The following is a 22,949-nucleotide window of genomic DNA, read 5'->3' on the forward strand; positions in this document are numbered from 1 at the left end:
CCGCTCAGGCCTTGCTTTCCTTCGCGCAGTGCGTGCGGCGCGCGCTGAACAACGGCACGCGCTTGACGACGCCCGTCGCGAGCGCGGTGCCGACGAGCACGATCGCGCAAGCCACCGCCATCCCCACCGATACACGTTCCGCGAGAAACAGCGCACCCCACAGAATCCCGAAGATCGGAATCAGAAAGGTCACCGTGATCGCGCGGGCAGGGCCGACCACCGCGATGAGATGGAAGAACATCATGTAGGCCACGCCGGTGCACGCGACGCCCAGCCCGAGCACAGCGCCCCATGCGTGCGGCGATACCGCCCCCGTGGGCCAGAAGAAAAGCGCGAACGGGAGGAGCACGAGCGTCGCGGCGCTCATCGTGCCGGCGGCGACCGTCAGCGAATCGACGCCCATCAGATGCTTCTTCGTATAGCTCGCGGCGACGCCGTAACTGGCGGACGCGGCGAGCGCGGCCAGCGCGGCGAGTGCAGTGGTCATCGGCGAGACGGGAACGGCGCTCGCATCGTGCATGAACATCTGGTTCCAGACGAGCGCAAGGACGCCGGCGAAACCGATCGCGAGGCCTGCAACGCGCATGCCGGTCAACCGGTCGCTGAGCCACAGGTACGCGACGAGCGCGCCCCAGAGCGGCGTCGTCGCGTTGATGACGGACGTGACGCCCGCCGACAACGTCAGCTCCGCATACGCGAAAAGACAGAACGGCGCGGCGGAGTTGAGCACGCCCACGACGATGAGCGGCCACGCGCGCTCGCGCATCGTCGAGAACGCCTGTCGCGCCTTGCCGCGCAATGCGAGCATCAGAAGCAGAAACAGCGCGCCGATGCCCACGCGCAACGCCATCAGCGGCGCGACGCCGAGATCGGTCACGCCGACGCGGATGAACAGGAACGAGCCGCCCCACAACGCGGCGAGGATGAACAGTTGAGCGAGATTGACGGGATTCATGGCGGGCTTCGCAGAAGGAGTAGGAGGGCGAAGCCATCGTATCGGCGTGCGGCAGGCCGACGTTTCGGCCCGGCGTGAAACGAAAGATGCAGCGTTATCGGCGCGGCTCGTGCTCGCCGCTTCTTTCGGGACGCTCGCCCGGCTTCGCTCTACGCCAAGGATCGTAAGCGTGTGCGCACGCGCGGACAAACGAGCAATTCTCACCGCTATGTGAGAAAAATTGTCATGGGCGGCGGGGCGTGCCGGGCCATCGGCGCGCGGGTTGCCGGCGCGTGGATTCGGTGCGACTCTTGCATCATCGGAAGATGGATGAAGGTTTTGCAGCGCGATGGACGCGGTCAACTGGAGAAAAGCCATGGACAATGCAAACGGCAGCGCATCCACGATTCAATCGATGCAAACGGACGATCCGCCGCTCGCGCGCCGCACGGTGACGAGCGCGATGGAAGCGGCGCTCGCGCCGGGCATGGCGCACGGGCAGGCCGCGAGCGTGACGCCGCTCACGCCGGGCGCGGCGCACAGGCCGGCGATGTATGCGCCGTATCACGTGCACGGCAGCGTGCTTGAAGGCGGCGACAGTCCGTCGGTGCTCGCGCAACCGGCCGCCACCACTTCCGCGGGGCAGGGCAGCCAGTACCATCCGTCGCGGCCAGCGCCGCGGCGCGCGCGCGACATGCTGACGGGGGCGCAGGATGTCGTTGCAACGCGATACCGGCAGGCGAGGGAAGGCACCGATGACTTCGTGCACGACAACCCCTGGAAGTCGATCGCATTGGCGGCGGTCGGCGGGCTGATCGTTGGACTGCTGGCCGCGCGCTGAAGAACCGGCGGCCGACGTAACGGCGTGTAAGCAGACGTCAGGCGGGCCTCAACCTTGCTGTATCAAAGGTACCGACACGGCTCCTCGCCGTGCCGGGCCGACATGGAAGAACGATCGTACGATCTTTGCAACGAGCGGTGCGAAATATTCAATCCGCTGACCATGGCGCTCGCGGGTCCACGACGTGTGTTGATCGTGCATTCGGAATCGAACGTCGGCGATTCTTTCGCGCTTCTGCTCGCGATGCGTGGCTTCGAGGCCGTGCAGATCGGCGACGCGCTCGGCGTGCTGCAGTTTCTGCGTAAATGGCGGCCGCAAGTGCTGTTCGTCGATACGCTCATCGGCGAACTTCACGATCATGCGCTCGCGCGCACGCTGCGCGATACGCTGATGCTGGATCGGCTGGAAGGCGAAGTGGAGATGTTCATCGCGCTCGCCGCCGATGCCGGACGCGACCCGCGCGACACGCTCCACGCAGCCGGCTATGACGGCTTTTGCAGAACGCCGTGTCCGGTGTGGTGGATGTTCGATGTATTGAAATGCTTCTATGCGCAGTGACGCAGGCGGCCAGCCGATGAGCCGCCGCCCGCCGCGCTGTCTCAAACCGCCCGGGAAGCCTTGAAATCGCTGGTTTCCAGCTCGACCGACTGGCCGTGGTTGCGCTCCAGCGTGCGCCGGGCCGCGTCTTCTATTTGCACGCGTCCTCCTTCGAACGCGGAGAGGAGATCGTGCGACGACGTCCCGCTGTTGCCGAAGTGATCGTTGAGCGCATCGAGGGAGACGCTGCACCACACTTCGCGGCCGTCCACCCTGGCCTCGAAAGCGACACGCGCTGCCGCCACGACATGACGCCGCCCGCTGAACTCTATCGTCATCCTTATCACCTCCTGTTATCCGATCGGAACACGTTAAGCGCGATCATCGCGGGAAGCGAAACTGCGCGGCCCGCGATGGCGATGCCCTCGACTGCGCGCGGCCTTGCGCGCCGCACACCGTCGTCTTGCATGATACGCCCGCGATGCGCGAGACGTTCGAGACGGTGACTTTGCAATGGCCGTGCCCGGGCGCGTGCCGTGAAGGAGGCTAGCGGCAGCAGAGGCAACCGCCCCGATGAGACATGCCATAGCTGCCGGCTTCGGCCGCGCCGTCGCCGGATGCGCTCGCGCCGCCCACGCTCGGTGCGCCGATCGTCACGCGCGCGGCCGTCGCGCCGCATTGCGGACACGCCGCGGGTTCGTCACGTTCGGCGATGCGGCGGACGGCTTCGAATGCGCCGCAATCCGCGCAATCGTAATCGTAGACAGGCATGACGTTTCCACTCGAAGAGAGATCGCTGATGTGCTCAGTTTAGCAAGGGTTTCGGTTCGCGCCGCGATGCGCCGTGGCACTGCCATTGCTGCAAAGGAAGCGGGATCCATCGCTCAGGAGGTCATTCTCATGAATCGCAATGCAAAGCTGCGCACGGCGCTCGCCGCGGCGCTCATCGCGACGCTGCCGCTCGGCGCGCTCGCACAAACCGAAGCGGCCAGCTCGACCATGGCCAACGATCTGCCGCCCGTCGACAAGGCTTTCGTGCAGGCGGCATCGTCGGCGGGATCGACTGAAATCGACGCCGCCAAGCTCGCCACGAAGCAATCGCAGGACAAGGACGTGAAAAGCTTCGCGCATCACATGATGGTCGATCACACCAAACTCGCGATGCAACTGAAGATGGCCGCGCCGCACGGCGTCACGGTGCCGATGAGCAACTCGGACACATCGGCGCTCGATTCGCTCAAGGCGCTGCACGGCAAGGACTTCGATACCGCGTACATCCAGAAGCTGGGCGTACAGGGGCATGAAGAGGCCGTGCAGGTATTCCAGAAGGAAGCGACGGAAGGCCAGAACGCCAAGCTCAAGCAGGCCGCGCAAAAGGCGCTGCCGACGATTCAGCAGCACCTGAAGATGGCGCAGGAACTTGCCGCGAAAAAGGGCGTGCAGTAAGGCGACGACGCGCCGCGTGTGTCATGCGCGCGGCGTCGTGAAATCAGCGCGCCTTGCGCAGCATGCGCAGGCGCGCTTCTTCGAGCGATTCGAACTTGCTGTCGGCTTCGTCGTAGATCGACACCTTGCCGCGTCCGATGTCGTACACCCAGCCCTGAACCTGCAGCTTGTTGAGCGCGAGCCTGCCGGCGACCGCCGGATGCGTGCGCAGATGCGTCAGTTGCAGGCGGATGTTTTCCTCGACCATCGCCTGGACGATGCGCTCTTCTTCCAGCTTTCGCGCCATCACCACACTACGCGCCGCTTCGGCATTGCGCAGCCATGCATGCACGGTAGGCATTTCATCGGCGATGGTCGCACCCGACGCGAGCCCCTTCATCGCGCCGCAGTCCGAGTGCCCGCAAATCACGATCTGCCGCACGTTGAGCGCGAGCACCGCATATTCGACGACCGCCGACACGCCGCCGAGCATCTCGCCGTACGCCGGCACGATATTGCCGATGTTGCGGCACACGAAGAGTTCGCCGGGGCGCGTCTGCGTAATCATTTCCGGCGAAACGCGGGAATCGGCGCAGGTGATGAATAGCGTGTGCGGCGCCTGCTGGCGCGCGAGGCTCTTGAAGAGCGCTTCGCTGTCGGGAAATACGTGACGGTTGAAATCGTCGGCGCCTTGAAGCAGGTACAGGAGATCGGGCGTTTCGGCGCCGCCGCGTTCTTCGCTCATCGATTTATCGGGCATCGTGGGGCCTTTGGTGTGCGGTTGCGGCGCACGCCACGCGCGCCGCCTCAAACCGAGAGCTTGCGGGGTTTTGAGATGGATCGCAAGTGTGTGTCGCCGGATCCCGCCTGAGCGTTTGCCGCGCTGCCGCGCAAACGCTCGTTCGTTTTTACGCACTGATGCCGCCGCTTACTTCGGTTTTCCCGAACCGAAGCGCTCAAAATCTCGCATTTTTCCATCGCGATCCTTCCGTTAGATTGTCTCTCATTGAAAGCAATCAGAAAGGAATCGACATGAAATGCCCCGTGTGTCCCGACACAGAACTGCTGATGACCGTGCGCGAGGGCATCGAGATCGACTATTGCCCGCAGTGCCGCGGCGTGTGGCTCGATCGCGGCGAGCTTGATCAGATCATCCGGCGCGCGTCGCAGGTGCCGCTTGCCGAAGCACAGGCGGGCGGACGCGACGAGTGGCACGAGCGCGGCCACGATCGCGAGCACCGCACGCCTCGCCACGACGGTTACCACTACGGCGATCAGCGCGGCAAACGCGAGCACGCGCGTCGCAAGAAATCGTTTCTCGGCGATCTCTTCGATTTCGATTGAAGGTGAAAGAGGCGGGCGCATCGGCAGGCTTTTCAAACGCGACGGACAACAGCAACGGAGAATGGCAAATGGCAACGGTCAAGCAGGTGCTGAAGGCGAAAAGCGACGCGACGATTCATACCATCGACGCGGAAGCGAGCGTGTACGAGGCGGTCGCGCTGATGTCGAAGGCGGAAGTGGGCGCGCTCGTCGTCATGGTGGGAGACGCGGTGTGCGGCATCGTCACCGAGCGCGACTATGCGCGCAAGGTGATCATGCAGGACAAGGCCTCGCGCACGACCACGGTATGCGAAATCATGACCGCGCCCGTGATGGCCGTGAGCCTCAGAACGAGCGCCGACGAATGCATGACCCTGATGACGCAGCAACGCATCCGTCATCTGCCGGTGATCGAGGGCGGCAGGCTCGTCGGCATGATTTCGATCGGCGATATGGTGCGGCATCTGATCGAAGAACAGCAGTTCGCCATCGATCAACTGGAAAGTTACGTGCGCGGACCCGGTCACGACATGCCGACTTGCGCGCTCACGCGGCGCAGCGCGATTCCGAAGACGCTCGCGGCGCGCTTTGCATAGCGCCTCTGTGTGTCGGATCTTCAGGGCATGTCCGAAGCAAGGTGTTGTTGCAGCTTGTGCGCGACATCGTTCCAATCGCCGAGTCGGCGAGCGCGTACGAGTTGCATCGTCGGATACCACGGCGTGCGATGCGGATCGCGCTCGTAGCGCCATTCGGCCACCTGATTGAGGAACAGATAACAGCGCTTGCCGAGCGCACCCGCGATGTGAGACAAGCCGCCGTCGTTGCCGACGAACGCGTCGAGTCTGTCGATGATGGCGACGCTCTGCGCGAGCGTCATGTCGGGCAGCGTCGTGAAGCGTTCGGGATCGTTCGCGCGCGGGTCGTTTTGCCAGCGCTTGCGCTCGAAGCCGCGCTGCATGATGACCCAGTGAATGTCGTTCGTGCCGTCGAAGAGCGGCGCGAGATCGGGCAGGGTGAGACTGCGATTGGCGAAATTGTTCGACGATTCGCACGACGACCAGAAGATGCCGACGCAGCGTCGTCCGCTCGCGCGCCGGCGAATTTCATCGACGAAGGCATCGACGAAGGCATCGGCGATATCGGCCTCGGCCGGCTCGATGTAGCGCGTCGAGGACGCGTAGCCGAGCACCGGAAAGAGCGAGGTGAAGAGGGCGAAGGGATCGGTCCACAGCGCGCCATCGGGCGCCACGACGAAGTCCGCGGCGCGCATGGCCTCGGCGTCTCTTTGCTGTTCGTCCGCGGGCATCGCGAGGCGATAGTTGAGATCGGAGCCGTCGGCGTACGCGATCTGCACGCCCAGCGCCTGAAGCGCCGCGGCGTAGCGCACCCAGTTGACCTGGTCTCCGTGGCCCGACGCGATCGATGTCAGCGTCATATGCGCGGGCAACACGCGCTCTCCGCACCAATAGTGCTCGACGTCGACATGCGGAAACAGCACGCGCCGCGACTCCCGCGACGACCAGTATCGGTGCATCAATTCGACGCCGCTGGCGATGCCGTTCAGACGCATCGCGCTGCGCCCCTGATGATGGCCGAGGACGTATGCCGAATGCTCGCCGACGCCTTCCGCGCTCAACTGTAGGACGCGCTCATCTTCGCCGAGATAGTGCCAGCCGTAGACGCGCCACAAGAACGCGCCGATCGGCACTGTGGAAGCCTTGTGCGCGTAGTAGTCGATCATGGCGAGCGCGACTTCCTTGAGGCCGAGATGAGCGCATACGTCGCTCAGACAATGCATCTGATATGCGAAGCGGTCCGATTCGCGCGTGAGCCGGCAGCAGATGTCGAGCGCCTCTTTGAACTCCCCGCCCCGCAAATGCGTGACCGCTCGCCAATGCCAATATTCCGCGAGGTGTTGATCCTCCGCGGCGCGCTCGTCGAGGAAGCGAAAGCATTCGTCGATCTCGCCCGCGTAGAGTCTGGCGGAAAGCTGCGCGTCGTATTGGTCGATCATGGGAAAGCGTCGATTTAAAGGTGCCGGATTATTGCGCGCTCGAATGTGCGGTCGCGTGGGGATCGTGCTGTTCTCACAAAAATTTCAGAATATTGATCAATGTTTTAATAAATCGACAATATTCGAAATTATCGCGGCGAGTTTGATTCGATTATAGGCGTCGGAAAGGAGGGCGTTTATCAAAAGGAAGTGTGAAAGAAGCGCTAATTCGTCCGGGAGAGCGCTGACCTCCGATATTCTCTTCTCCTAAGTATTTTGGAGGGCGGGCGAGACACGTGATGGTATGTCGAATATCGATCGGATTCACTGAGTGCATCTTGTATTCCCGTAACGGGGCCCGGACTGTCAGCGATATCGAAGGGCGTCGCGCGATTGAAGATGCATCATCGAATGACCTTTCCAGTCGGGACGCCGATGATGTGCGTCAGCTCTTGAACCGGGCAGGCGGCAGATACGTGTCTTACGACGCGGCTCCTTCAGCGGTCCTGAGTCAACTGAAGGACGCGGTGGCCCGCGGCGACATTGTGGTCGTGTCGACTTCACGACAGCAATCAGGCGGCGGAGGCAGTTCGGCGCAGAGTGTCCGGCCCCGCTATGCGACGGTGACTCCATCGCAGCTTTTCGGCAGGGTTCGTCAGGCAGCAGCGAGGAGCTATTTCGAGCGGGCTTCCCCATCGTGGGCGAAACTCTCGGCTGACGATGGGCCTGCGATTTTGGGGTCTGGGGATCAATGGAACAGTGAACTCAGTTAAGCGCAGCGACATTCGACGCTCCTAGGAGTCGCCATTCCGAACGTCTGCATTCGGGCGAAACCTCGGCGTAGACTACGGTCTTATTGCTCACATCACGCGCCAAACGAAAGTGCGGCGTCACATACCGTATGAATGAGAGACTTGCTTCCAAGGTCGCGGTCATCACTGGGGCAGCTCAAGGAATAGGCGCGGCGATTGCACGATCATTCGCGCAGAACGGTTGCTTCGTCTACGTCACTGACATCAACGACGAGCTCGGCAGAATTACTGCGACATCGATTGGCGATTTCGCTGCGTATTTGCCGCTTGACGTTCGCGTGGAAAGCGATTGGCAGCGCGTAACGACGCAGGTCCTGGACGAGCGCGGCCGATTGGACGTATTAGTCAACAACGCCGGAATTACCGGCTTTGAGGCCCGGGCCGTGCCGCACGACCCAGAGCACGCGAGCCTGGAGGACTGGCACGCTGTGCATCGAACGAATCTCGATGGCGTGTTCCTCGGTTGCAAGTACGCCATTCGGGCCATGCGACGTCACGGACAGGGTTCGATCATTAACATCTCGTCGCGCTCTGGCCTGGTCGGTATTCCAGGCGCTGCAGCATATGCATCGTCGAAGGCAGCTGTTCGTAACCACACAAAGACTGTTGCACTCTACTGCGCAGAGCAAAACCTCAAGGTTCGGTGCAATTCGATTCACCCGGCTGCCATTCTCACGCCCATCTGGGAACCCATGTTGGGCACTGACGCAGGCCGCGAGGAACGAAAGGCTGCGCTGGTCCGTGATACTCCGCTTCGGCGGTTCGGTATGCCTGAGGAAGTTGCCGCCCTGGCATTGTTGCTGGCTTCGGATGAGGCGACGTACATCACCGGCAGCGAATTAAACATCGATGGTGGGCTCCTGGCAGGTTCGGCGGCGACACCTGCGGTGATGGGTGATGGCGAAAATTAGTCAGCCGGAGGGGCGGCACGAAAGTCTGCTTCTGGGCCGAAATGTGCCTTCCTGCAGCCCCGAGTGGGTGGCACCGTTGCCAAAGGCGTTAATTTATTCGTTGCTATGCAACGGTTGGCTGACGAGCGAGGGTTCGGGCTTTCCCCGGTGAGGCATCATTTGACCAACATTCGCAAAACGCTTGAATCGTTCGATTTCTTTCACGATTGGCACGTAGACGCCATCGCGCTGCACAGCGATGAAGATGCGGACTGTCCTGACACGCTTGTTCTGAAACTGAGGCTCGTCAATCGTCGCGTGATCGTCACGTTTCACGGCATGACGCGCTTGGGCATCGATGGGGGTGGCACCGTCAACATCGTGCTGTCGCTCGAGCCTGTGCAACCTGATACCGAGACAGAACGCCTGGCCGCGAAATTGTTCAAGAACTCTCTGAAGGGCTCACGGGTTGCCGACAATACGGTCATCCTTTATCCGACAGCTGGTTTCGCGATCGCAGTGGAATTCGACACGCTCACTGTCGAACCCGACGGGCTGGTACAGCGAGAATGACCTCGCTCGCCATCGAAACCTCCGTCGCTGCAGAACCCGCGACCGCTCAGCTTACGTGGCATCGAGCGGACATTTTCAACTTGGCTAGAAGCGGACATTACAACTTAGCCGTTACACAAGAAAAAAATTGATAATTTATCTTATGTTAAATCAACCATGCAGCCAAACCGATCCTCCAGCCGACCCACCCATCACCCCATCTCCCCAGCCCGCTCCAACAAAAACTCTCGCTCCCGAGCATTCTTCGTCAGCGCCGCCGCGCGCTTGAACTCCGCGCGTGCCTCGTCCTTGCGCCCGAGCTTCGCCAGCAAATCCGCGCGCACACTCGGCAGCCAGTGATAGTTCTTGAGCGCGGGCGTCCCGGAAAGCGCATCGACGATCGGCAGCGCCGCGTCCGGCCCATACGCCATGCTCACCGCGACCGCGCGATTCAGTTCGACCACCGGCGTCGGCGCGGTCTGCATCAGCGCATCGTAGAGCGCGACGATCATCGGCCAGTCGGTATCCGCGGCGGTCGGCGCGCGCGCGTGGCACGCAGCGAGCGCCGCCTGCAGCGCGTAGACGCCGCGCGCACCGCCGAGCGCTTCCGAGCGTTTCAGCGCCGTGAGCCCCCGCCGGATCAGAAGCGGATCCCAGCGGCTGCGGTCCTGATCCGGCAAGAGCACCGGCCTGCCTTCGCGATCGACACGCGCCTTCGTTCTCGACGCCTGAATCTCCATCAGCGCGACGAGGCCGTGGACCTCGCTCTCGTCCGGCGTCAGTTCGGCGAGGATGCGCCCGAGCCTGAGCGCGTCTTCGCACAGTCCCGGACGCATCCAGTCGTCGCCGGCGGTCGCCGAATAACCTTCGTTGAAAATCAGATAGATGACCTGAAGCACCGAGCCGAGCCGCGCGACGCGCGCGTCGGCCTTGGGCACTTCGAACGGCACCCGGGCCGCCGACAACGTGCGCTTCGCCCGCACGATGCGCTGCGCGATCGTCGGCTCCGGCACGAGAAACGCGCGCGCGATCTCGTCGGTCGTGAGTCCGCCGATCAGGCGCAGCGTCAGCGCGGCGCGCGCATCGACGGACAGCACCGGATGACACGCCGTGAAAATGAGCCGCAGCAGATCGTCGCCGATGTCGTCTTCGCGCGCGGCATCGAGCGCATCGACGAAATCGGGCGTGATGTGCGCTTCCTGCGCGTCGAGATCGCGTCCGTACTCCTCGTGCTTGCGCGCGTGCAGCGCGTGCTGCCGCAGACGGTCGAGCGCCTTGTTCTTCGCTGTCGTCATGAGCCACGCTCCCGGCTTTTCGGGCACGCCCACGCCCGGTTGGCTCCAGTGCTCCAGCGCGGCGACGAACGCGTCCTGCGCCAGTTCCTCGGCGAGCGCGACATCGCGCACCACGCGCGCCACGCTCGCAATCACCTTCGCGGACTCGATGCGCCACACCGCGTCGATGGCGCGCCGGGCCGCATCGTCCGCCGCGCCCTGCGCGTTCCCGCGCCCGCTCACGCCGCTTCCGGATTCATGTGCACGAGTTCCCAGATATGGCCGTCGAGATCCTCGAAGCCGTGGCCGTACATGAAGCCGTGATCCTGCGGCTCGCGCGGCGCGCGCCCGCCCGCCGCGACGGCCTTCGCGACCAGTTCGTCGACTTCCGCCCTGCTCTCGCAAGACAGGCACACGAGCGTCTCGGTGCTCGCGTGGGCGTCGGCGATCGGCTTCTCCGTGAAGGTCTGAAAGAATTTTTCGACGAGCAGCATCGCGTAGATGTTTTCGCCGATGACGAGGCACGCGGCGTCGTCGTTCGTGAATGCCGGGTCGAAATTCAGGCCCAACTCCTTGAAGAAGGTCATCGAGCGCTTGAGATCGCGAACCGGAAGGTTCACGAAGATCTGCTTGTGCATGGCGGAGGTCTCCAGGGTGAATCGTTACGCGTGATACATGCACGACGATCCGCGCGCGTGAAAATCGACACGAACCTCACGCATAGCAAGGTCCGACCTTGCGGACTTCGATAGTGCACCACTTCGCCGCGGGGCATCCGGCAGCAATCGCCACGGCTTGCGCGTGTGTTTCGCAATCGATCAGGAAAAAGCCGCCGATCATTTCCTTGGCTTCGGCGAACGGTCCATCGATCACGCGCGTATCGCCTTGAGCGCTCGTCACGCGCGCCGCATCCTTCATCGATGTCAGCGATTCCACCGCGCGCAGCACGCCGCGCGTCTTCAGCGTCTCGGCGAATTCCGCCATCTGCCGGTACGCCTCACGCCCCTCTTCCTCCGTGCGCTGGCCGCGCTGTTCGACGGGTTCCATCACGAGTAACAGATAAGCCACGACGAGTCTCCGAAAGGTTTTGATGGCGTTCAAGTTAAACCGTCACGCGCGCGTCGGCAAGGGTCTGTCGGACAGCGTCTTCGCATCGCGTGCTTATCTCGATATTGACAAGCCCCATTGCGCCACACGATACTGCGACACATGCACGCAGCCCTCATTCTCTCCATCGCCGCGATTAAAAACCGAGTGAACGCCATCCGTGGCGGGTCATCGGGACAGCGTGTGCGCTAGCGAGACAGCAAGCAAACAGATTCCGAAGGCCCCGCCGCAAGACGGGGCCTTCTTGTTTTTGCGTGCAAGGTTCCGTCTTCGGCCACATCATGGAGAGCAGAGATGGAAGAGGTATCGCAGGTTTTCGCGTGTCATGGCGTCGGCCACGGCGTGGCGTCGGGTCGCCTCGCTGCATCGGGCGCGCGCGTCGTGGTCCATGTCGAAGTGCATCCGCATCAGGTGGTGTCGTGGCGGCTCACGCGCGATGCCGAGTTGCGCATCAGCGGCGCATCCGCGTGTTCGCTCTGGCTCACGCGACATCGCGATCCGTACGACTACTGGATGAAGCCCGGCGATGTCGTGCGCCTGTCGCGCGGCGAGCGCGTATGGCTCATGTCGGAAAGCGAACAGGCTTTCGAAGTGTCGCTCACGTCGTATCGCGTGGCTGCGCGCGGGTTCGTGTCGCGCTGGCTCGCGAAGTGCTGGCCGCGCATCGCGGATCGGGACGTGAACGCGCTTTGATGATGCGACCGCTCAAGGCTCCACGCAGCGAAAGTTCGCGGCGACGTTGATGCTGCCCTTGCCGAGATAACGCGGATAGTCCGGATAACGGCAGATGGGTCGCGTGCGTCCGTTGGTGGCGGGCGCGATATCGCTACCGACGAGCGTTTCCGGCGCGACGCCGCGGCTTACCCATTCGTCGAGCGCGCCGAGTTCGTCCCACGCGGGAATGAACACGCCGTTGCCGTGCTGAAAACCCGGCACCATGTAGAGCCGCATGAACGATTCGACGGTGTCCTTTCCATATCGATCGATGAGCCCGCGATAGAACGCGATCGTCTGGTTCGGGCTGATGACTTCATCGGCGAGGCCGTGCATCGCGATGAGCTTGCCGCCGTGCGCGATGAACGCGGAGAAATCCGGGTTCATCGCGCCGACGGTGTACGCGAGCGTCACGAGGCGTTGCCTGAAGCGGCCGGGATTGTCGAGATCGAACGTGAGCCCGCTGAAGCCGAGATCGCGCGTGACGAAGTGACGGACATACGCGTCGCCTTGCGCGAAGAGATAGCCGTTCGCGCCGAAAGTCGGCGGAGTCAGTAGCGTCGGCGAGTCGCCGAGCCCGAGCGTTCCGGAGAAATCGACGCCCTGAAACACGTTGTAGCCCGGATAGGTATCCACGCCATACGCGAGCGGATACGGCAGCGTGACGCCGTCGCGCAGCGTCTCGAGCGTATCGATCTGCGCATCGGAGAGACAACTGTCGCGCAAGGAAGGACGTTGCCCGTTCGCGCAGCGCAGCGACGCGATGATCTGCGGCTCCAGCTTCCTGCACGCCTCCACGTTGCCGACGATGCCGTCCGCCGCACCGTCGAGCCGGTCGCATTCGTGCACGACGGTCTCGAACACGCGCCGCTGCTGCGCGACGCCGACGAAACCGCCAGGCTTCGCATACGACGCCTGCCCGACTTTCACGCCCATCAGACGCACGCCCGAGAAATTGATCGCGGGTGCGTTGGCGATCACGCCGTCGTAGTCGTTCGGAAAGCGCTCGATCACGGTAAAACCTTCGCGCCCGCCCGTCGAGCCGCCCGCGAAGTAGGTTTTCTCGGGGGTGCGCCCGTAGCCCATCTGGATCAGCGCGAGCGCGACGTCGCGAGTTTTCTTCAGATGCCCGAAGCCGAAATTGACGATGGCTTCATCGTTTCCCGCGAAGTCCGCGCGGCCCGCATTGCCGACGTGGCCCGAATCCGAGCCGAAGGTCGCGTAGCCGCGCGCGAGCGGCGTCGAGTCGGGCGCGAAAGGCATCGGTTCGGTGCCGGAGACGATCGTGCCGTTGTAGCCGCCGCCGCCCATCTGCAGCGCGCGACCGTTCCAGCGGCTCGGCAGATTCACTTCGAAGCGGATGTCGGGCGTCGAGTCCTGCAGCGCCTTGATGAAGCCCGTGATGCGGCAGTATTCGCCGTTGCGGTTGCCGGGCGCGGCCGCCTTGACGACCCACGCGGAGACGATCGTCGCGCCGCGCGTCGGCAAGCCGATGATCGATGCGGGCACGTTCTTGCCTTCGAGGTCGTCGCAGTGCTTCGCCACGTACGAGGCCGCGTGGGCGCTCGAAAACGCCGCGAGCGCGATCACCGCGACAAACGCACGGAATCGGGATACATCGGAGAAAAGTGGGCGGAAGAGGCGAAACACGTCTTGGAAGTGGCTACTTCAATCGCCGCACAATATATAAGAACGGATTTACGATAGCCATTCGGGTCTGCCGGTCGTTGCTGCGACGCAACCAGTGTCCCTGCCCTCGCCCGCGCTCGCTTTCGGTTTCATTCGCCGTCCCATTCGCCACGCAGATCACTGTTTTCGAGAAGCTGTAGCAAGGTTTCGGCCGGACGGCTCAGATGTTTCGCGCCGAACGCGATGAACTCCACTTCAGGCAATTCCGGCAACTCCGCGCGATTCACAGGCGGAGCCAGTCCCCGCGCCGCCAGAAAATGCGAGCGCACGGTCAGGCCGAGTCCGCCACGAGCCGCGGCGATGCAGCCCGCGTGACTGCTGCTCGTGCAGACCATCTGCCAGCTTGCGCCGGTCTGCGCGAGCGAATCCAGCACGACGCCGCGCGTGACGCTCGGTTCGGAAACGAGGATGAGCGGCAGCGGCTCGCTCGTATCGACGATGGTGCCCGGTTTCGCCAGCCATTCGAGCCGTCCGGAAAAAAGCCGCGTGCCGCGCGCATCGCCGAAACGCCGCTTGCCGACCGCGAGATCGATCTCGCCCGCGTCGACCATCTGATAGAGCCGCCCCGTCATGCCGATCGTGATTTCCAGTTCGACGTCCGGATGTGTGTCGCGAAACGCCGCGAGCACGCTCGGCAGCGGCCCGAGCGCGATATCGTCCGATGAGCCGAGCCGCACGCGTCCGCGCAGACGCGGCGAGCTGAATTGCGATTGCGCGTGCGCCATCGCTTCGAGGATCACGCGGGCGTGGACGAGCATCGCTTCGCCGTCGGCGGTGAGCGCGAGCGAATGCGTGTCGCGCACGAAGAGGCGCCGGCCGACGCTCTCCTCCAGACGCCGGATATGCTCGGAGACGCTGGATTGCCGCAGGCCCAGTTGCCGCCCTGCATCGGTGAAACTGTGCGACGCGGCCACGGTCGCGAACGTGTTCAGCCAGACTGGATTGAGCATGCGACATTGTGATCGGATAAAACGATGACAGTCAATGCGGTTAGCGGTCTTCCCGATGACGCCGCAAGTCATTAACATTTCACATATCGCGCGATGGGCTTGTTTTCAAAAGGCTTTCTTCGTCGCGCGGCGACCGCAACCCCGCTTCCCACATGACCAAAAGTTCTTCGCACACGGCACTGCTCTGGATCGTCGCCGTGGGCTTTTTCATGCAGGCGCTCGACACGACCATCGTGAACACGGCGCTGCCTTCCATCGCGCGCAGCCTCGGCGCGGCGCCGCTCGCGATGCAGTCGATCGTCGTCGCCTACACGCTCACGATGGCGCTCCTAACACCCGCCTCCGGCTGGCTCGCCGACCGCTTCGGCACACGCCGCGTCTATCTCGTCGCGATCTCGCTCTTCGTCATCGGCTCGCTCGCCTGCGCGGGCGCGCATTCGTTGAATCAGCTCGTGCTCGCGCGCGTGCTGCAAGGCGTCGGCGGTTCGATGCTGCTGCCGATCGGACGTCTCGCCGTGTTGCGCGCCGTCTCGGGCGAAGCCTACGTGTCCGCGCTCGCGATGATCTCTGTCGCCGGCCAGGTCGGCCCGATTCTCGGCCCGACGCTCGGCGGCTGGTTCGTAGAGTCGTTTACGTGGCACTGGATTTTCCTGATCAACGTGCCGATCGGCGCGGTCGGGCTTTACGCGGTGCAACGCTTCCTGCCGAACGACACGCTGCACGATGCGCCGCCCTTCGATTTCATCGGCTGCGGTTTGCTGTCGATGTGCATGGTGTCGTTTTCGCTCGCGCTGGATAGCCCGGTGGAGACGCATCGCGGCGCGGTCTCGGCGGCGCTCTTCGCGCTCGCGGCGGTGTCGGCGTTCGCGTATGTCCCTTACGCGCGGCACAAGCGCAATCCGATCTTTCATCTCGCGCTCTTTCACGAACCGAACTTCAGCGTCGGGCTGATCGGCAATCTGCTGTGCCGCATCGGTTCGAGCGCGGTGCCCTTCCTTCTGCCGCTTCTGATGCAGCTCGAACTCGGTTACAGCCCGCTGCATTCGGGCCTCATGATGCTGCCGATCGCCATCGCCGGAACGGTCAGCAAGCGCTGGATCGCGCAGCTCGTGAAACATTACGGCTACGACATGTTCCTGCTCGTGAACACGGCGCTCGTGGGCGCGTCGATCGTCGCGTTCGCGCTGTTTTCGCCGACCTTGCCGCTCGCCGTCGAAATCGCGATTCTCGTCGTGTTCGGCGCGTGCAACTCGATGCAGTTCGCCGCGATGAACAGCGTCACGCTCAAAGGCTTGTCGAGCAAGGACGCGGGCAGCGGCAACAGCCTCTTTTCGATGGTGCAGATGCTCGCGATCGGCCTGGGCGTATCGATCGGCGGCTCGCTCGTGCAGTTGTTCCAGGGGCCGTTCTCGACCGCGGCCGGCTTCAAGCTGAGCTTCGTGTGCATGGGCGTGGTCACGCTGCTGTCGGGCGTCGTGTTCCGCTATCTCGATTCCGCGCCGCAGGGCGCCGCACCCGCCCGCGCCGGCACGTCCTGATCGTTGCGGCTATTCTGTCGGTCCGATCGACTCGTTCTCTTATGGAGCGCAACCGTGCAATACCGCAAATTCGGCAATACCGGTCTCACCGTTTCGCGTCTCACGCTCGGCACGATGACGTTCGGCCTGCAGACCGAGGAAGACGTGTCGCGCAGCATCATGGACCGCGCGGCGGACGCGGGCGTCAATTTCATCGACACGGCGAACGTCTATCCGCTCGGCAGCGGACACGATCTCGCGGGCCGCACCGAGGAGATCGTCGGCCGCTGGCTGAAGGGCCGTCGCGACAACTTCATTCTCGCGACCAAGGCCGCGCATGAAATGGGGCCGCTCGCGTGGCACAAGGGTTTTTCGCGCAAGCATCTGCTCGATGCGATCGACGCGTCGCTCAAGCGGCTCGACACGGATTATGTCGATCTGTACCAGCTTCATACCGACGATCACGACACGCCGCTCGACGAAATGCTCGAAGCGCTCGACACCATCGTGCGGCAAGGCAAGGCGCGCTATATCGGCGTATCGAATTTTCTGGCGTACCGGCTCGCGCGCGCGCTCGGCCGCTCGGACGTGTTGCGCGCGGCGCGTTTCGTTTCCGTGCAGCCGCGCTACAACCTGCTGTTCCGCCAGATCGAGCGCGAATTGCTGCCGCTCGCGACCGAGGAAAATCTCGCCGTGATCCCGTACAACCCGCTCGCGGGCGGCTTGCTGACGGGCAAGCACAGCTTCAGTGCCGGCCCGAGCGAAGGCCGTTTCACCGGCGCGGTCGGCAAGGCGGGCGCGACGTACACCGAGCGTTATTGGCACGAACGCGAGTTTCATACGATCGAGCGGATCAATGAGATCGTCGCGCCGACGGGACGTTCGCTCGCGAGCACGGCGCTCGCGTGGGTGCTGGCGAATCCGGCGGTGACTTCGGCGATCATCGGCGCGAGCCGGCCCGATCAACTGAACGAGACGCTCGCCGCTGTCGATCAGCCCATCGATCCGGAAGTCAAAGCGAAGCTCGACGAAGCGACGGTCGAATATCGTTTCGGCGACGCGTTGCGCTGATCCTTTTCAGACGCGGGCCGCGCGCGCGCGATACACGCCTTCGAGGGAGTAAATCGCGAGCGCGGCCCAGATCGCGCCGTAGCCGAGCAGTTGATCGTGCCCGAAGAATTCCTGATAGATCACGACGCCGATCAGCAATTGCAGCGTCGGCGTGATGTACTGGATGAGCCCGAGCATCGATAGCGGAATGCGCCGCGCGCCCGCCGCGAACAGCAAGAGCGGCACCGCGGTCACCGGCCCGGCCGCCGCGAGCAGCAGCTTCACGCCGGGCGACGCATGCGCGAAGCCGCTGCCGCCGTGCGAACTCAGGAAGAAGAGATAGAGCAGCGCGACGGGACACAGCAGCATCGTTTCGAGCGTGAGCCCTTCGAGCGCGCCGAGCGACGCGGTCTTGCGCAAAAGCCCGTAGCCGCCGAACGTCAGCGCGAGCGCTAAGCTGATCCACGGCGGCGCGCCGTTCACCCACGTCAGCCACAGGACGCCGAGCGCGGCGATCGTCACCGCGATCCATTGCACGGGCCGCAGCCGCTCGTGCAGGAACGCCATCCCGAACAGCACGTTGACGAGCGGATTGATGAAGTAGCCGAGGCTAGCCTCGACGATACGGCCATCGTTCACCGCCCAGATATAGATTCCCCAGTTCGCCGACAGCAGCACCGCGCTCGCGGCGAAGCGCGCAAGCAGGCGCCGGTCGCTCAAAACGGGGCCGAGCCACTTCCACTGGCGGCGCACGGTCATGACGATCAACAGGAAGAGCATCGACCACGCCATGCGGTGCGCGAGCATCTCGACCGCGCCGATCGAGTGCAAGGCCTTGAAGTAGATCGGGAAAAGGCCCCAGATGGCGAAGGCCGAGAATGCGTAGATGACGCCTGGATTCATTGTTCGATGCGTAGAGCGGAGTGGCCGCGCACGAACGATCGGCTCGTTCGCCCGCGTTTGCCTGGCCGTCCGGCAGGAAAGCGATCCGCAAGGATTGGAAGCCGGATTTTAGTCGACGCACGGGGTTTGGCTCCAGCGGCAATCAAACGATGACAGATTTAAGGCGAACCCCTGGCCGGATTCCTGCTCGAACCCTGAGCGCGAAAGCCATCCGAAGGGCCGTGCTAGCATGGCCGCCCGCGCGATTGCCGTTCGCCCTCCTGCCCGCCCTACTGGTCGCTAATGAATAACCAATCTGTCCATCAAAATTTTTTCCATATCCTGCTGTGCGCCGTGACGCTCGCGCTCGCTTGGGTGCTGCTGCCGTTTTTCGGCGCGATCTTCTGGGGCGCGATTCTCGCGATCCTGTTCCAGCCGATGCAGCGCTATCTCGCCGCGCGCTTCGGCAAGCGCCGCAATCTCGCCGCGCTGACGACGCTGGCCGCCGCGATTCTCATCGTCATCATTCCTCTGGCGGTCGTCGCGGTGACGCTCGTTCAGGAGGTCGGCCTCGTCTATGCGCGGATCAAGAGCGGCGACCTGAATTTCGGGCTGTATTTCCAGCATGTGCTGCATGCATTGCCGGTATCGGCGCAGCAACTGCTCGGGCGGTTCGGGCTCGACGACATCGTCGGCGTGCAGCAGAAGCTGATGGAAGGCGCGTCGCAGATCAGCCAGTTCGCCGCGGCGCAGGCGCTGTCGATCGGGCAGAACACGTTCCAGTTCGTCGTGAGCTTCGGCGTGATGCTGTATCTCGTGTTCTTTCTGCTGCGCGACGGCGGCGAGATCGGCCGTCGCATCCGGCGCGCGATTCCGCTGGACCCGGAGCCCAAGCAGCATCTGATCGCGAAGTTCACCACGGTCGTGCGCGCGACGGTCAAGGGCAATATCGCGGTCGCGGCCGTGCAAGGATTGCTCGGCGGGCTGATTTTCTGGATTCTGGGCATCGGCGGCTCGCTGCTGTGGGGCGTGCTGATGGCCTTCCTTTCCCTGCTGCCCGCGGTAGGCGCTGCGATCATCTGGGTGCCCGCCGCGCTCTATTTCTTCATGACGGGACAGATCATCAAGGGACTGATTCTCGTCGTGTTCTGCGTCGTGGTGATCGGACTCGTGGATAACGTGCTACGTCCGATTCTCGTCGGCAAGGATACGAAGATGCCCGACTGGGTCGTGCTGATCTCGACGCTCGGCGGCATGGCGCTCTTCGGCATCAACGGCTTCGTGATCGGGCCGCTGGTGGCGGCGCTGTTCATGGCGAGCTGGGATCTGTTTTCGCAGGACGAGGCAAGCAAGCAGTAGCCACAACGAAAAACCGGCGCTATCGAGCGCCGGTTTTCACGGAGTTCAACGCGTATTCGGCGGCACGTACCGGCAGTCGAAGCGCTTTCTCACCGTCCCGTTCTCGTCGACGCTTTCCAGATAGACATCGAACTGCCACAAGCGCGCCATGTGCTTGAGCACTTCGTCGCTGTCGTTCGAGAGATGGCGGTTGTCGGTCATGAAGTGACGCAGCGTCAGACTACGATCGCCGCGCGTATTCACCGAATACACCTGGATGTTCGGCTCGCGATGATGAATATCGTATTGCCGCGACAACGCCTGACGCACATAGCGATACCCGCTATCGTCATGGATCGCCGACACTTCGAGCGCATCGCGCATGTCGTCGTCGAGAATCGAGAACAGACGCATCTCGCGAATCAGATGCGGCGACAGATACTGCGCGATAAAGCTCTCGTCCTTGAAATTGCGCATCGCGTAATGCAAGGAGTCCAGCCAGTTGCTGCCCGCGAGTTCCGGGAACCACTCGCGATCTTCGTCCGTCGGGTTCTCGCAGATGCGGCGGATATCGCTCATCATCGAAAAGCCGAGCGCGTACGGATTGATGCCGCTGTAATACGGCTTCGTCACCGGCGGCTGATATACGACGTTCGAATGCGAATGCAGAAACTCCATCATGAAGCTGTCTTCGAGACGGCCTTCGTTGTAGAGCGTGTTCAGCAGCGTGTAGTGCCAGAAGGTCGCCCAGCCTTCGTTCATGACCTGCGTCTGCCGCTGCGGATAAAAATACTGGCCGATCTTGCGCACGATGCGAATGACTTCGCGCTCCCACGGCTCCAGCAAGGGCGCGTTCTTCTCCGCGAAGTACAGCAGATTCTCCTGCGGCTCCGGCGGATAGCGGCTCTCGATTTCCTCCGGCGATGGGTCCTTTCCCTTCGGCAGCGTGCGCCACAATTCGTTGACCTGCGATTGCAGATACGCTTCACGCTCGCGCCGCATCGCCGCTTCCTTCGCGAGCGAAAGTTTCTGCGGCCGCTTGTAGCGATCGACGCCGTAGTTCATCAGCGCGTGGCACGAATCGAGCAATTCCTCGACGCGATCCAGTCCATGCCGCTCCTCGCATTCCGCGATGTAATTCTTCGCGTAGACGAGGTAATCGATGATCGCGTGCGCGTCCGTCCAGAGACGGAAGAGATAGTTGCCCTTGAAAAACGAGTTGTGCCCGTATGCCGCGTGAGCGATCACGAGCGCCTGCATCGTCATGGTGTTTTCTTCCATGAGATACGCGATGCAGGGATTCGAGTTGATCACGATTTCGTAGGCGAGACCCATTTGCCCGCGCCGATAGCCCTTCTCCGTCGCGAGAAAGTGCTTGCCGAACGACCAGTGCCGATAGTTCACGGGCATGCCGACGGACGCATACGCATCCATCATCTGCTCGGAGCTGATGATCTCCAGCTGAATGGGATAGGTGTCGAGACCGTAACCGTTCGCGACGCGCGAAATCTCGGCGTCATACTCTTCGATCAGCTCGACGCTCCAGTCCGACGGGCACGGCAGCGGTCGCCGCTTCTCCGATACATTCATTCTGCCTTCCTCGTGCGCCTCGTCTGTCTCTGCGGACGCCTTGCGTTGCTCTGCCTCGGGTCCAAGCCTGGAAGCCGCACGATCGTCCGTGCTGTCCAGTTGATACCCACGCGTCTCGTTGTGCCAATGCCGCGTCGTCATGCGGCCGCCTGCTGTTTTTCGAACAGCTCGCGGAACACCGGATAGATGTCCGCAGCCGAATCGACTTTTTTCATGGCCAGTTCGGGCGCGCCCATCGCAAGCTGAGCATACTCCAACCAGAGGTTCTGCTCCTCCGGCGCAACTTGAATATAGGCAAAATACCGGACCTTCGGCAGGATGTCTTCGGCCAGCAGCCTGCGGCACTTCGGGGAATCGTCGGTCCAGTTGTCGCCGTCCGATGCCTGCGCGCCGTAAATGTTCCATTCAGTCGGCGAATAACGCTCGTCCATGATCTTCTTCATGAGTTCGAGCGCGCTCGACACCACGGTGCCGCCGCTTTCGGTCGAATGGAAGAACGTGTCTTCGTCCACTTCCTCGGCGCGCGTATGGTGCCGGATGAACACGACCTCGATCTTCTCGTAGTTCCTTTGCAGAAACAGATACAGCAGGATGAAGAAGCGCTTGGACAAATCCTTGCGCTGCTCGTCCATGGAGCCGGAGACGTCCATCAGGCAGAACATCACCGCCTTGCTCGACGGCGTCGGCTGCTTCACGCGATTGATATAGCGCAGATCAAACGGATCGATGAACGGGATGCGCGTGATCCGGCCCTGCATGACGACGATATCCGCTTCGAGGCGCGCGATCTCTTCCTCGTCGGCGTTCTCTTCCTTCAACTGCTCGAGCTGGCGCTCCATCTCGCGCAGTTGCGACGCGAGCGGCCAGCCGAGCGCGATGCGACGTCCGAGCGCGCTGCGCAGCGACCTGACCACATCGATGTTATTCGGGGTGCCTTCCGCCGCCCAGCCCGCACGCACATTCTTCCAGGTCGGCACGGCGAGCAGTTGAGTCTTGACGAGGCGCGGCAGTTCGAGGTCGTCGAAGAAGTACTGCATGAATTCTTCGCGGGACAGTTCGAAGACGAAATCGTCCTGCCCTTCGCCCTCGTTGCTGGCGCTCTTGCCGCCGCCGCCCGAACCGCCCGGCGGACGCGGAATCTTGTCGCCGCGAATGTAATCGGCGTTGCCCGGATGGACGTACTCGCGCTTGCCGCCCGGTCCGTGACGGAACGAGGGCTCGGAGATGTCCTTCTTGGGAATGGTGATGCTCTGGGTGCTTTGAATGTCTTTGATACTGCGATCGCGCACCGCGTCGGACACCGCGCGGCGAATGTAACTCTTGACGCGTCGCAGGAAGCGTTCGCGGTTGGCGATGCTCTTGTTCTTGCCGGCTAACCTGCGGTCGATGATTTGGTGCAGCACATCCAGTCTCCCGCGTTATTGGCGAGCTTTCGAGGCGCCGTGTGCAGCTTCGACTGATCGCGGCGTCTTTCGTCTCGCAAACTGTCCACTGTGCGGTCGGGACGCAATCCACGCGCCCGGACCGCAGG

At 62.9% G+C, this 22,949-nt stretch carries 24 protein-coding genes; 11 read left to right on the forward strand and 13 right to left on the reverse strand.

Annotation, left to right across the window (positions count from 1 at the left end; translation table 11 throughout):
* Positions 1 to 4 precede the first annotated feature (4 nt).
* Positions 5 to 955 carry a DMT family transporter gene (locus IAG25_RS10030; RefSeq protein WP_187604727.1) on the reverse strand — a complete coding sequence of 317 codons (951 nt, stop codon included), beginning with the start codon at positions 953 to 955 and terminating at the stop codon, positions 5 to 7.
* Positions 956 to 1,310: 355 nt separating this feature from the next.
* Here IAG25_RS10030 and IAG25_RS10035 point away from each other — a divergent pair, with 355 nt between their 5' ends.
* On the forward strand, positions 1,311 to 1,775 hold the full coding sequence (locus IAG25_RS10035; protein WP_187604728.1) for a DUF883 family protein: 465 nt from the start codon (positions 1,311 to 1,313) through the stop codon (positions 1,773 to 1,775).
* Positions 1,776 to 1,877: 102 nt separating this feature from the next.
* Positions 1,878 to 2,333: a response regulator gene (locus IAG25_RS10040; RefSeq protein ID WP_187604729.1), complete on the forward strand. Its 456-nt coding sequence runs from the start codon at positions 1,878 to 1,880 to the stop codon at positions 2,331 to 2,333.
* A gap of 41 nt (positions 2,334 to 2,374) precedes the next feature.
* Here the strand turns inward: IAG25_RS10040 and IAG25_RS10045 are convergent, their stop codons facing one another.
* A complete protein-coding gene (locus IAG25_RS10045; RefSeq protein ID WP_029672455.1) occupies positions 2,375 to 2,650 on the reverse strand; it encodes a DUF1488 domain-containing protein in 276 nt (91 codons plus the stop codon).
* Between the two features lie 208 nt (positions 2,651 to 2,858).
* Positions 2,859 to 3,083, reverse strand: a complete 225-nt coding sequence (locus tag IAG25_RS10050; protein WP_187604730.1) for an FmdB family zinc ribbon protein — start codon at positions 3,081 to 3,083, stop codon at positions 2,859 to 2,861.
* A gap of 129 nt (positions 3,084 to 3,212) precedes the next feature.
* On the opposite strand from IAG25_RS10050, the gene IAG25_RS10055 reads away from it, so the two are divergent.
* Positions 3,213 to 3,758 carry a DUF4142 domain-containing protein gene (locus IAG25_RS10055; protein ID WP_035498932.1) on the forward strand — a complete coding sequence of 182 codons (546 nt, stop codon included), beginning with the start codon at positions 3,213 to 3,215 and terminating at the stop codon, positions 3,756 to 3,758.
* Positions 3,759 to 3,801: 43 nt separating this feature from the next.
* Here the strand turns inward: IAG25_RS10055 and IAG25_RS10060 are convergent, their stop codons facing one another.
* Positions 3,802 to 4,482 carry a carbonic anhydrase gene (locus IAG25_RS10060; protein WP_238217790.1) on the reverse strand — a complete coding sequence of 227 codons (681 nt, stop codon included), beginning with the start codon at positions 4,480 to 4,482 and terminating at the stop codon, positions 3,802 to 3,804.
* A gap of 287 nt (positions 4,483 to 4,769) precedes the next feature.
* Between IAG25_RS10060 and IAG25_RS10065 the strand changes: the two genes are divergently transcribed.
* Positions 4,770 to 5,081, forward strand: a complete 312-nt coding sequence (locus IAG25_RS10065) for a TFIIB-type zinc ribbon-containing protein (protein WP_187604732.1) — start codon at positions 4,770 to 4,772, stop codon at positions 5,079 to 5,081.
* 68 nt (positions 5,082 to 5,149) lie between these two features.
* Entirely contained in the window at positions 5,150 to 5,656 is a 507-nt protein-coding gene (locus IAG25_RS10070) for a CBS domain-containing protein (protein WP_187604733.1), read from the forward strand.
* 20 nt (positions 5,657 to 5,676) lie between these two features.
* Here the strand turns inward: IAG25_RS10070 and IAG25_RS10075 are convergent, their stop codons facing one another.
* Positions 5,677 to 7,074 carry a glycosyltransferase family 9 protein gene (locus IAG25_RS10075; protein ID WP_187604734.1) on the reverse strand — a complete coding sequence of 466 codons (1,398 nt, stop codon included), beginning with the start codon at positions 7,072 to 7,074 and terminating at the stop codon, positions 5,677 to 5,679.
* Positions 7,075 to 7,954: 880 nt separating this feature from the next.
* On the opposite strand from IAG25_RS10075, the gene IAG25_RS10080 reads away from it, so the two are divergent.
* Together IAG25_RS10080 and IAG25_RS10085 are read left to right on the forward strand one after the other, a co-directional pair.
* Positions 7,955 to 8,776 (forward strand): glucose 1-dehydrogenase, encoded by an 822-nt coding sequence (locus tag IAG25_RS10080; protein ID WP_029672447.1) that lies wholly within the window; start codon positions 7,955 to 7,957, stop codon positions 8,774 to 8,776.
* A 63-nt stretch (positions 8,777 to 8,839) separates the two neighbouring features.
* Complete coding sequence (locus IAG25_RS10085; protein WP_187604735.1) at positions 8,840 to 9,328, forward strand: hypothetical protein; 489 nt, start codon at positions 8,840 to 8,842, stop codon at positions 9,326 to 9,328.
* Positions 9,329 to 9,519: 191 nt separating this feature from the next.
* Here the strand turns inward: IAG25_RS10085 and IAG25_RS10090 are convergent, their stop codons facing one another.
* From IAG25_RS10090 to IAG25_RS10100, 3 genes are all read right to left on the reverse strand, one after another.
* A complete protein-coding gene (locus IAG25_RS10090; RefSeq protein ID WP_187604736.1) occupies positions 9,520 to 10,824 on the reverse strand; it encodes an RNA polymerase sigma factor in 1,305 nt (434 codons plus the stop codon).
* Positions 10,821 to 11,219, reverse strand: a complete 399-nt coding sequence (locus tag IAG25_RS10095; RefSeq protein ID WP_187604737.1) for a VOC family protein — start codon at positions 11,217 to 11,219, stop codon at positions 10,821 to 10,823. The genes IAG25_RS10090 and IAG25_RS10095 overlap by 4 nt, the downstream gene beginning before the upstream one ends.
* A gap of 76 nt (positions 11,220 to 11,295) precedes the next feature.
* On the reverse strand, positions 11,296 to 11,649 hold the full coding sequence (locus IAG25_RS10100; protein WP_187604738.1) for a YciI family protein: 354 nt from the start codon (positions 11,647 to 11,649) through the stop codon (positions 11,296 to 11,298).
* A gap of 333 nt (positions 11,650 to 11,982) precedes the next feature.
* Between IAG25_RS10100 and IAG25_RS10105 the strand changes: the two genes are divergently transcribed.
* Positions 11,983 to 12,381: a DUF2917 domain-containing protein gene (locus IAG25_RS10105; RefSeq protein ID WP_187604739.1), complete on the forward strand. Its 399-nt coding sequence runs from the start codon at positions 11,983 to 11,985 to the stop codon at positions 12,379 to 12,381.
* Positions 12,382 to 12,393: 12 nt separating this feature from the next.
* Here the strand turns inward: IAG25_RS10105 and IAG25_RS10110 are convergent, their stop codons facing one another.
* Both IAG25_RS10110 and IAG25_RS10115 read right to left on the reverse strand, forming a co-directional pair.
* On the reverse strand, positions 12,394 to 14,052 hold the full coding sequence (locus tag IAG25_RS10110; RefSeq protein WP_029672483.1) for a tannase/feruloyl esterase family alpha/beta hydrolase: 1,659 nt from the start codon (positions 14,050 to 14,052) through the stop codon (positions 12,394 to 12,396).
* 128 nt (positions 14,053 to 14,180) lie between these two features.
* Entirely contained in the window at positions 14,181 to 15,041 is an 861-nt protein-coding gene (locus IAG25_RS10115) for a LysR family transcriptional regulator (RefSeq protein WP_187604740.1), read from the reverse strand.
* Positions 15,042 to 15,124: 83 nt separating this feature from the next.
* Here IAG25_RS10115 and IAG25_RS10120 point away from each other — a divergent pair, with 83 nt between their 5' ends.
* A complete protein-coding gene (locus tag IAG25_RS10120) occupies positions 15,125 to 16,579 on the forward strand; it encodes a DHA2 family efflux MFS transporter permease subunit (RefSeq protein ID WP_375336511.1) in 1,455 nt (484 codons plus the stop codon).
* A 54-nt stretch (positions 16,580 to 16,633) separates the two neighbouring features.
* The gene (locus tag IAG25_RS10125) at positions 16,634 to 17,629 is read left to right on the forward strand and encodes an aldo/keto reductase (protein WP_187604741.1); all 996 of its coding nucleotides are present in this window, start codon (positions 16,634 to 16,636) and stop codon (positions 17,627 to 17,629) included.
* Positions 17,630 to 17,635: 6 nt separating this feature from the next.
* On the opposite strand, the gene rarD is transcribed toward IAG25_RS10125, so the two are convergent.
* Positions 17,636 to 18,511, reverse strand: coding sequence for an EamA family transporter RarD (rarD, locus tag IAG25_RS10130; protein WP_029672479.1), 876 nt, complete (start codon positions 18,509 to 18,511; stop codon positions 17,636 to 17,638).
* A gap of 282 nt (positions 18,512 to 18,793) precedes the next feature.
* Between rarD and IAG25_RS10135 the strand changes: the two genes are divergently transcribed.
* Positions 18,794 to 19,849, forward strand: coding sequence for an AI-2E family transporter (locus IAG25_RS10135; protein ID WP_029672478.1), 1,056 nt, complete (start codon positions 18,794 to 18,796; stop codon positions 19,847 to 19,849).
* Between the two features lie 45 nt (positions 19,850 to 19,894).
* Here IAG25_RS10135 and IAG25_RS10140 read toward each other — a convergent pair whose 3' ends face one another.
* Positions 19,895 to 21,559 (reverse strand): SpoVR family protein, encoded by a 1,665-nt coding sequence (locus IAG25_RS10140; protein WP_035498631.1) that lies wholly within the window; start codon positions 21,557 to 21,559, stop codon positions 19,895 to 19,897.
* On the reverse strand, positions 21,556 to 22,821 hold the full coding sequence (locus IAG25_RS10145; RefSeq protein WP_187604742.1) for a YeaH/YhbH family protein: 1,266 nt from the start codon (positions 22,819 to 22,821) through the stop codon (positions 21,556 to 21,558). Before IAG25_RS10145 ends, IAG25_RS10140 begins: the two co-directional genes overlap by 4 nt.
* Positions 22,822 to 22,949: the final 128 nt, after the last annotated feature.

It is taken from the genome of Caballeronia sp. EK, from assembly GCF_014384845.1.
Taxonomy (GTDB): domain Bacteria; phylum Pseudomonadota; class Gammaproteobacteria; order Burkholderiales; family Burkholderiaceae; genus Caballeronia; species Caballeronia jiangsuensis.

Bases quoted from the DNA above. Each gene is read 5' to 3' on its own strand.
- IAG25_RS10135 (WP_029672478.1), top strand. From the start codon at position 18,794: ATGAATAACCAATCTGTCCATCAAAATTTTTTCCATATCCTGCTGTGC.
- IAG25_RS10095 (WP_187604737.1), bottom strand. From the start codon at position 11,219: ATGCACAAGCAGATCTTCGTGAACCTTCCGGTTCGCGATCTCAAGCGC.
- IAG25_RS10105 (WP_187604739.1), top strand. From the start codon at position 11,983: ATGGAAGAGGTATCGCAGGTTTTCGCGTGTCATGGCGTCGGCCACGGC.
- IAG25_RS10050 (WP_187604730.1), bottom strand. From the start codon at position 3,083: ATGCCTGTCTACGATTACGATTGCGCGGATTGCGGCGCATTCGAAGCC.
- IAG25_RS10065 (WP_187604732.1), top strand. From the start codon at position 4,770: ATGAAATGCCCCGTGTGTCCCGACACAGAACTGCTGATGACCGTGCGC.
- IAG25_RS10080 (WP_029672447.1), top strand. From the start codon at position 7,955: ATGAATGAGAGACTTGCTTCCAAGGTCGCGGTCATCACTGGGGCAGCT.
- IAG25_RS10060 (WP_238217790.1), bottom strand. From the start codon at position 4,482: ATGAGCGAAGAACGCGGCGGCGCCGAAACGCCCGATCTCCTGTACCTG.
- IAG25_RS10035 (WP_187604728.1), top strand. From the start codon at position 1,311: ATGGACAATGCAAACGGCAGCGCATCCACGATTCAATCGATGCAAACG.
- IAG25_RS10040 (WP_187604729.1), top strand. From the start codon at position 1,878: ATGGAAGAACGATCGTACGATCTTTGCAACGAGCGGTGCGAAATATTC.
- IAG25_RS10070 (WP_187604733.1), top strand. From the start codon at position 5,150: ATGGCAACGGTCAAGCAGGTGCTGAAGGCGAAAAGCGACGCGACGATT.
- IAG25_RS10075 (WP_187604734.1), bottom strand. From the start codon at position 7,074: ATGATCGACCAATACGACGCGCAGCTTTCCGCCAGACTCTACGCGGGC.
- IAG25_RS10055 (WP_035498932.1), top strand. From the start codon at position 3,213: ATGAATCGCAATGCAAAGCTGCGCACGGCGCTCGCCGCGGCGCTCATC.
- IAG25_RS10140 (WP_035498631.1), bottom strand. From the start codon at position 21,559: ATGACGACGCGGCATTGGCACAACGAGACGCGTGGGTATCAACTGGAC.
- IAG25_RS10030 (WP_187604727.1), bottom strand. From the start codon at position 955: ATGAATCCCGTCAATCTCGCTCAACTGTTCATCCTCGCCGCGTTGTGG.
- IAG25_RS10045 (WP_029672455.1), bottom strand. From the start codon at position 2,650: ATGACGATAGAGTTCAGCGGGCGGCGTCATGTCGTGGCGGCAGCGCGT.
- rarD (WP_029672479.1), bottom strand. From the start codon at position 18,511: ATGAATCCAGGCGTCATCTACGCATTCTCGGCCTTCGCCATCTGGGGC.
- IAG25_RS10115 (WP_187604740.1), bottom strand. From the start codon at position 15,041: ATGCTCAATCCAGTCTGGCTGAACACGTTCGCGACCGTGGCCGCGTCG.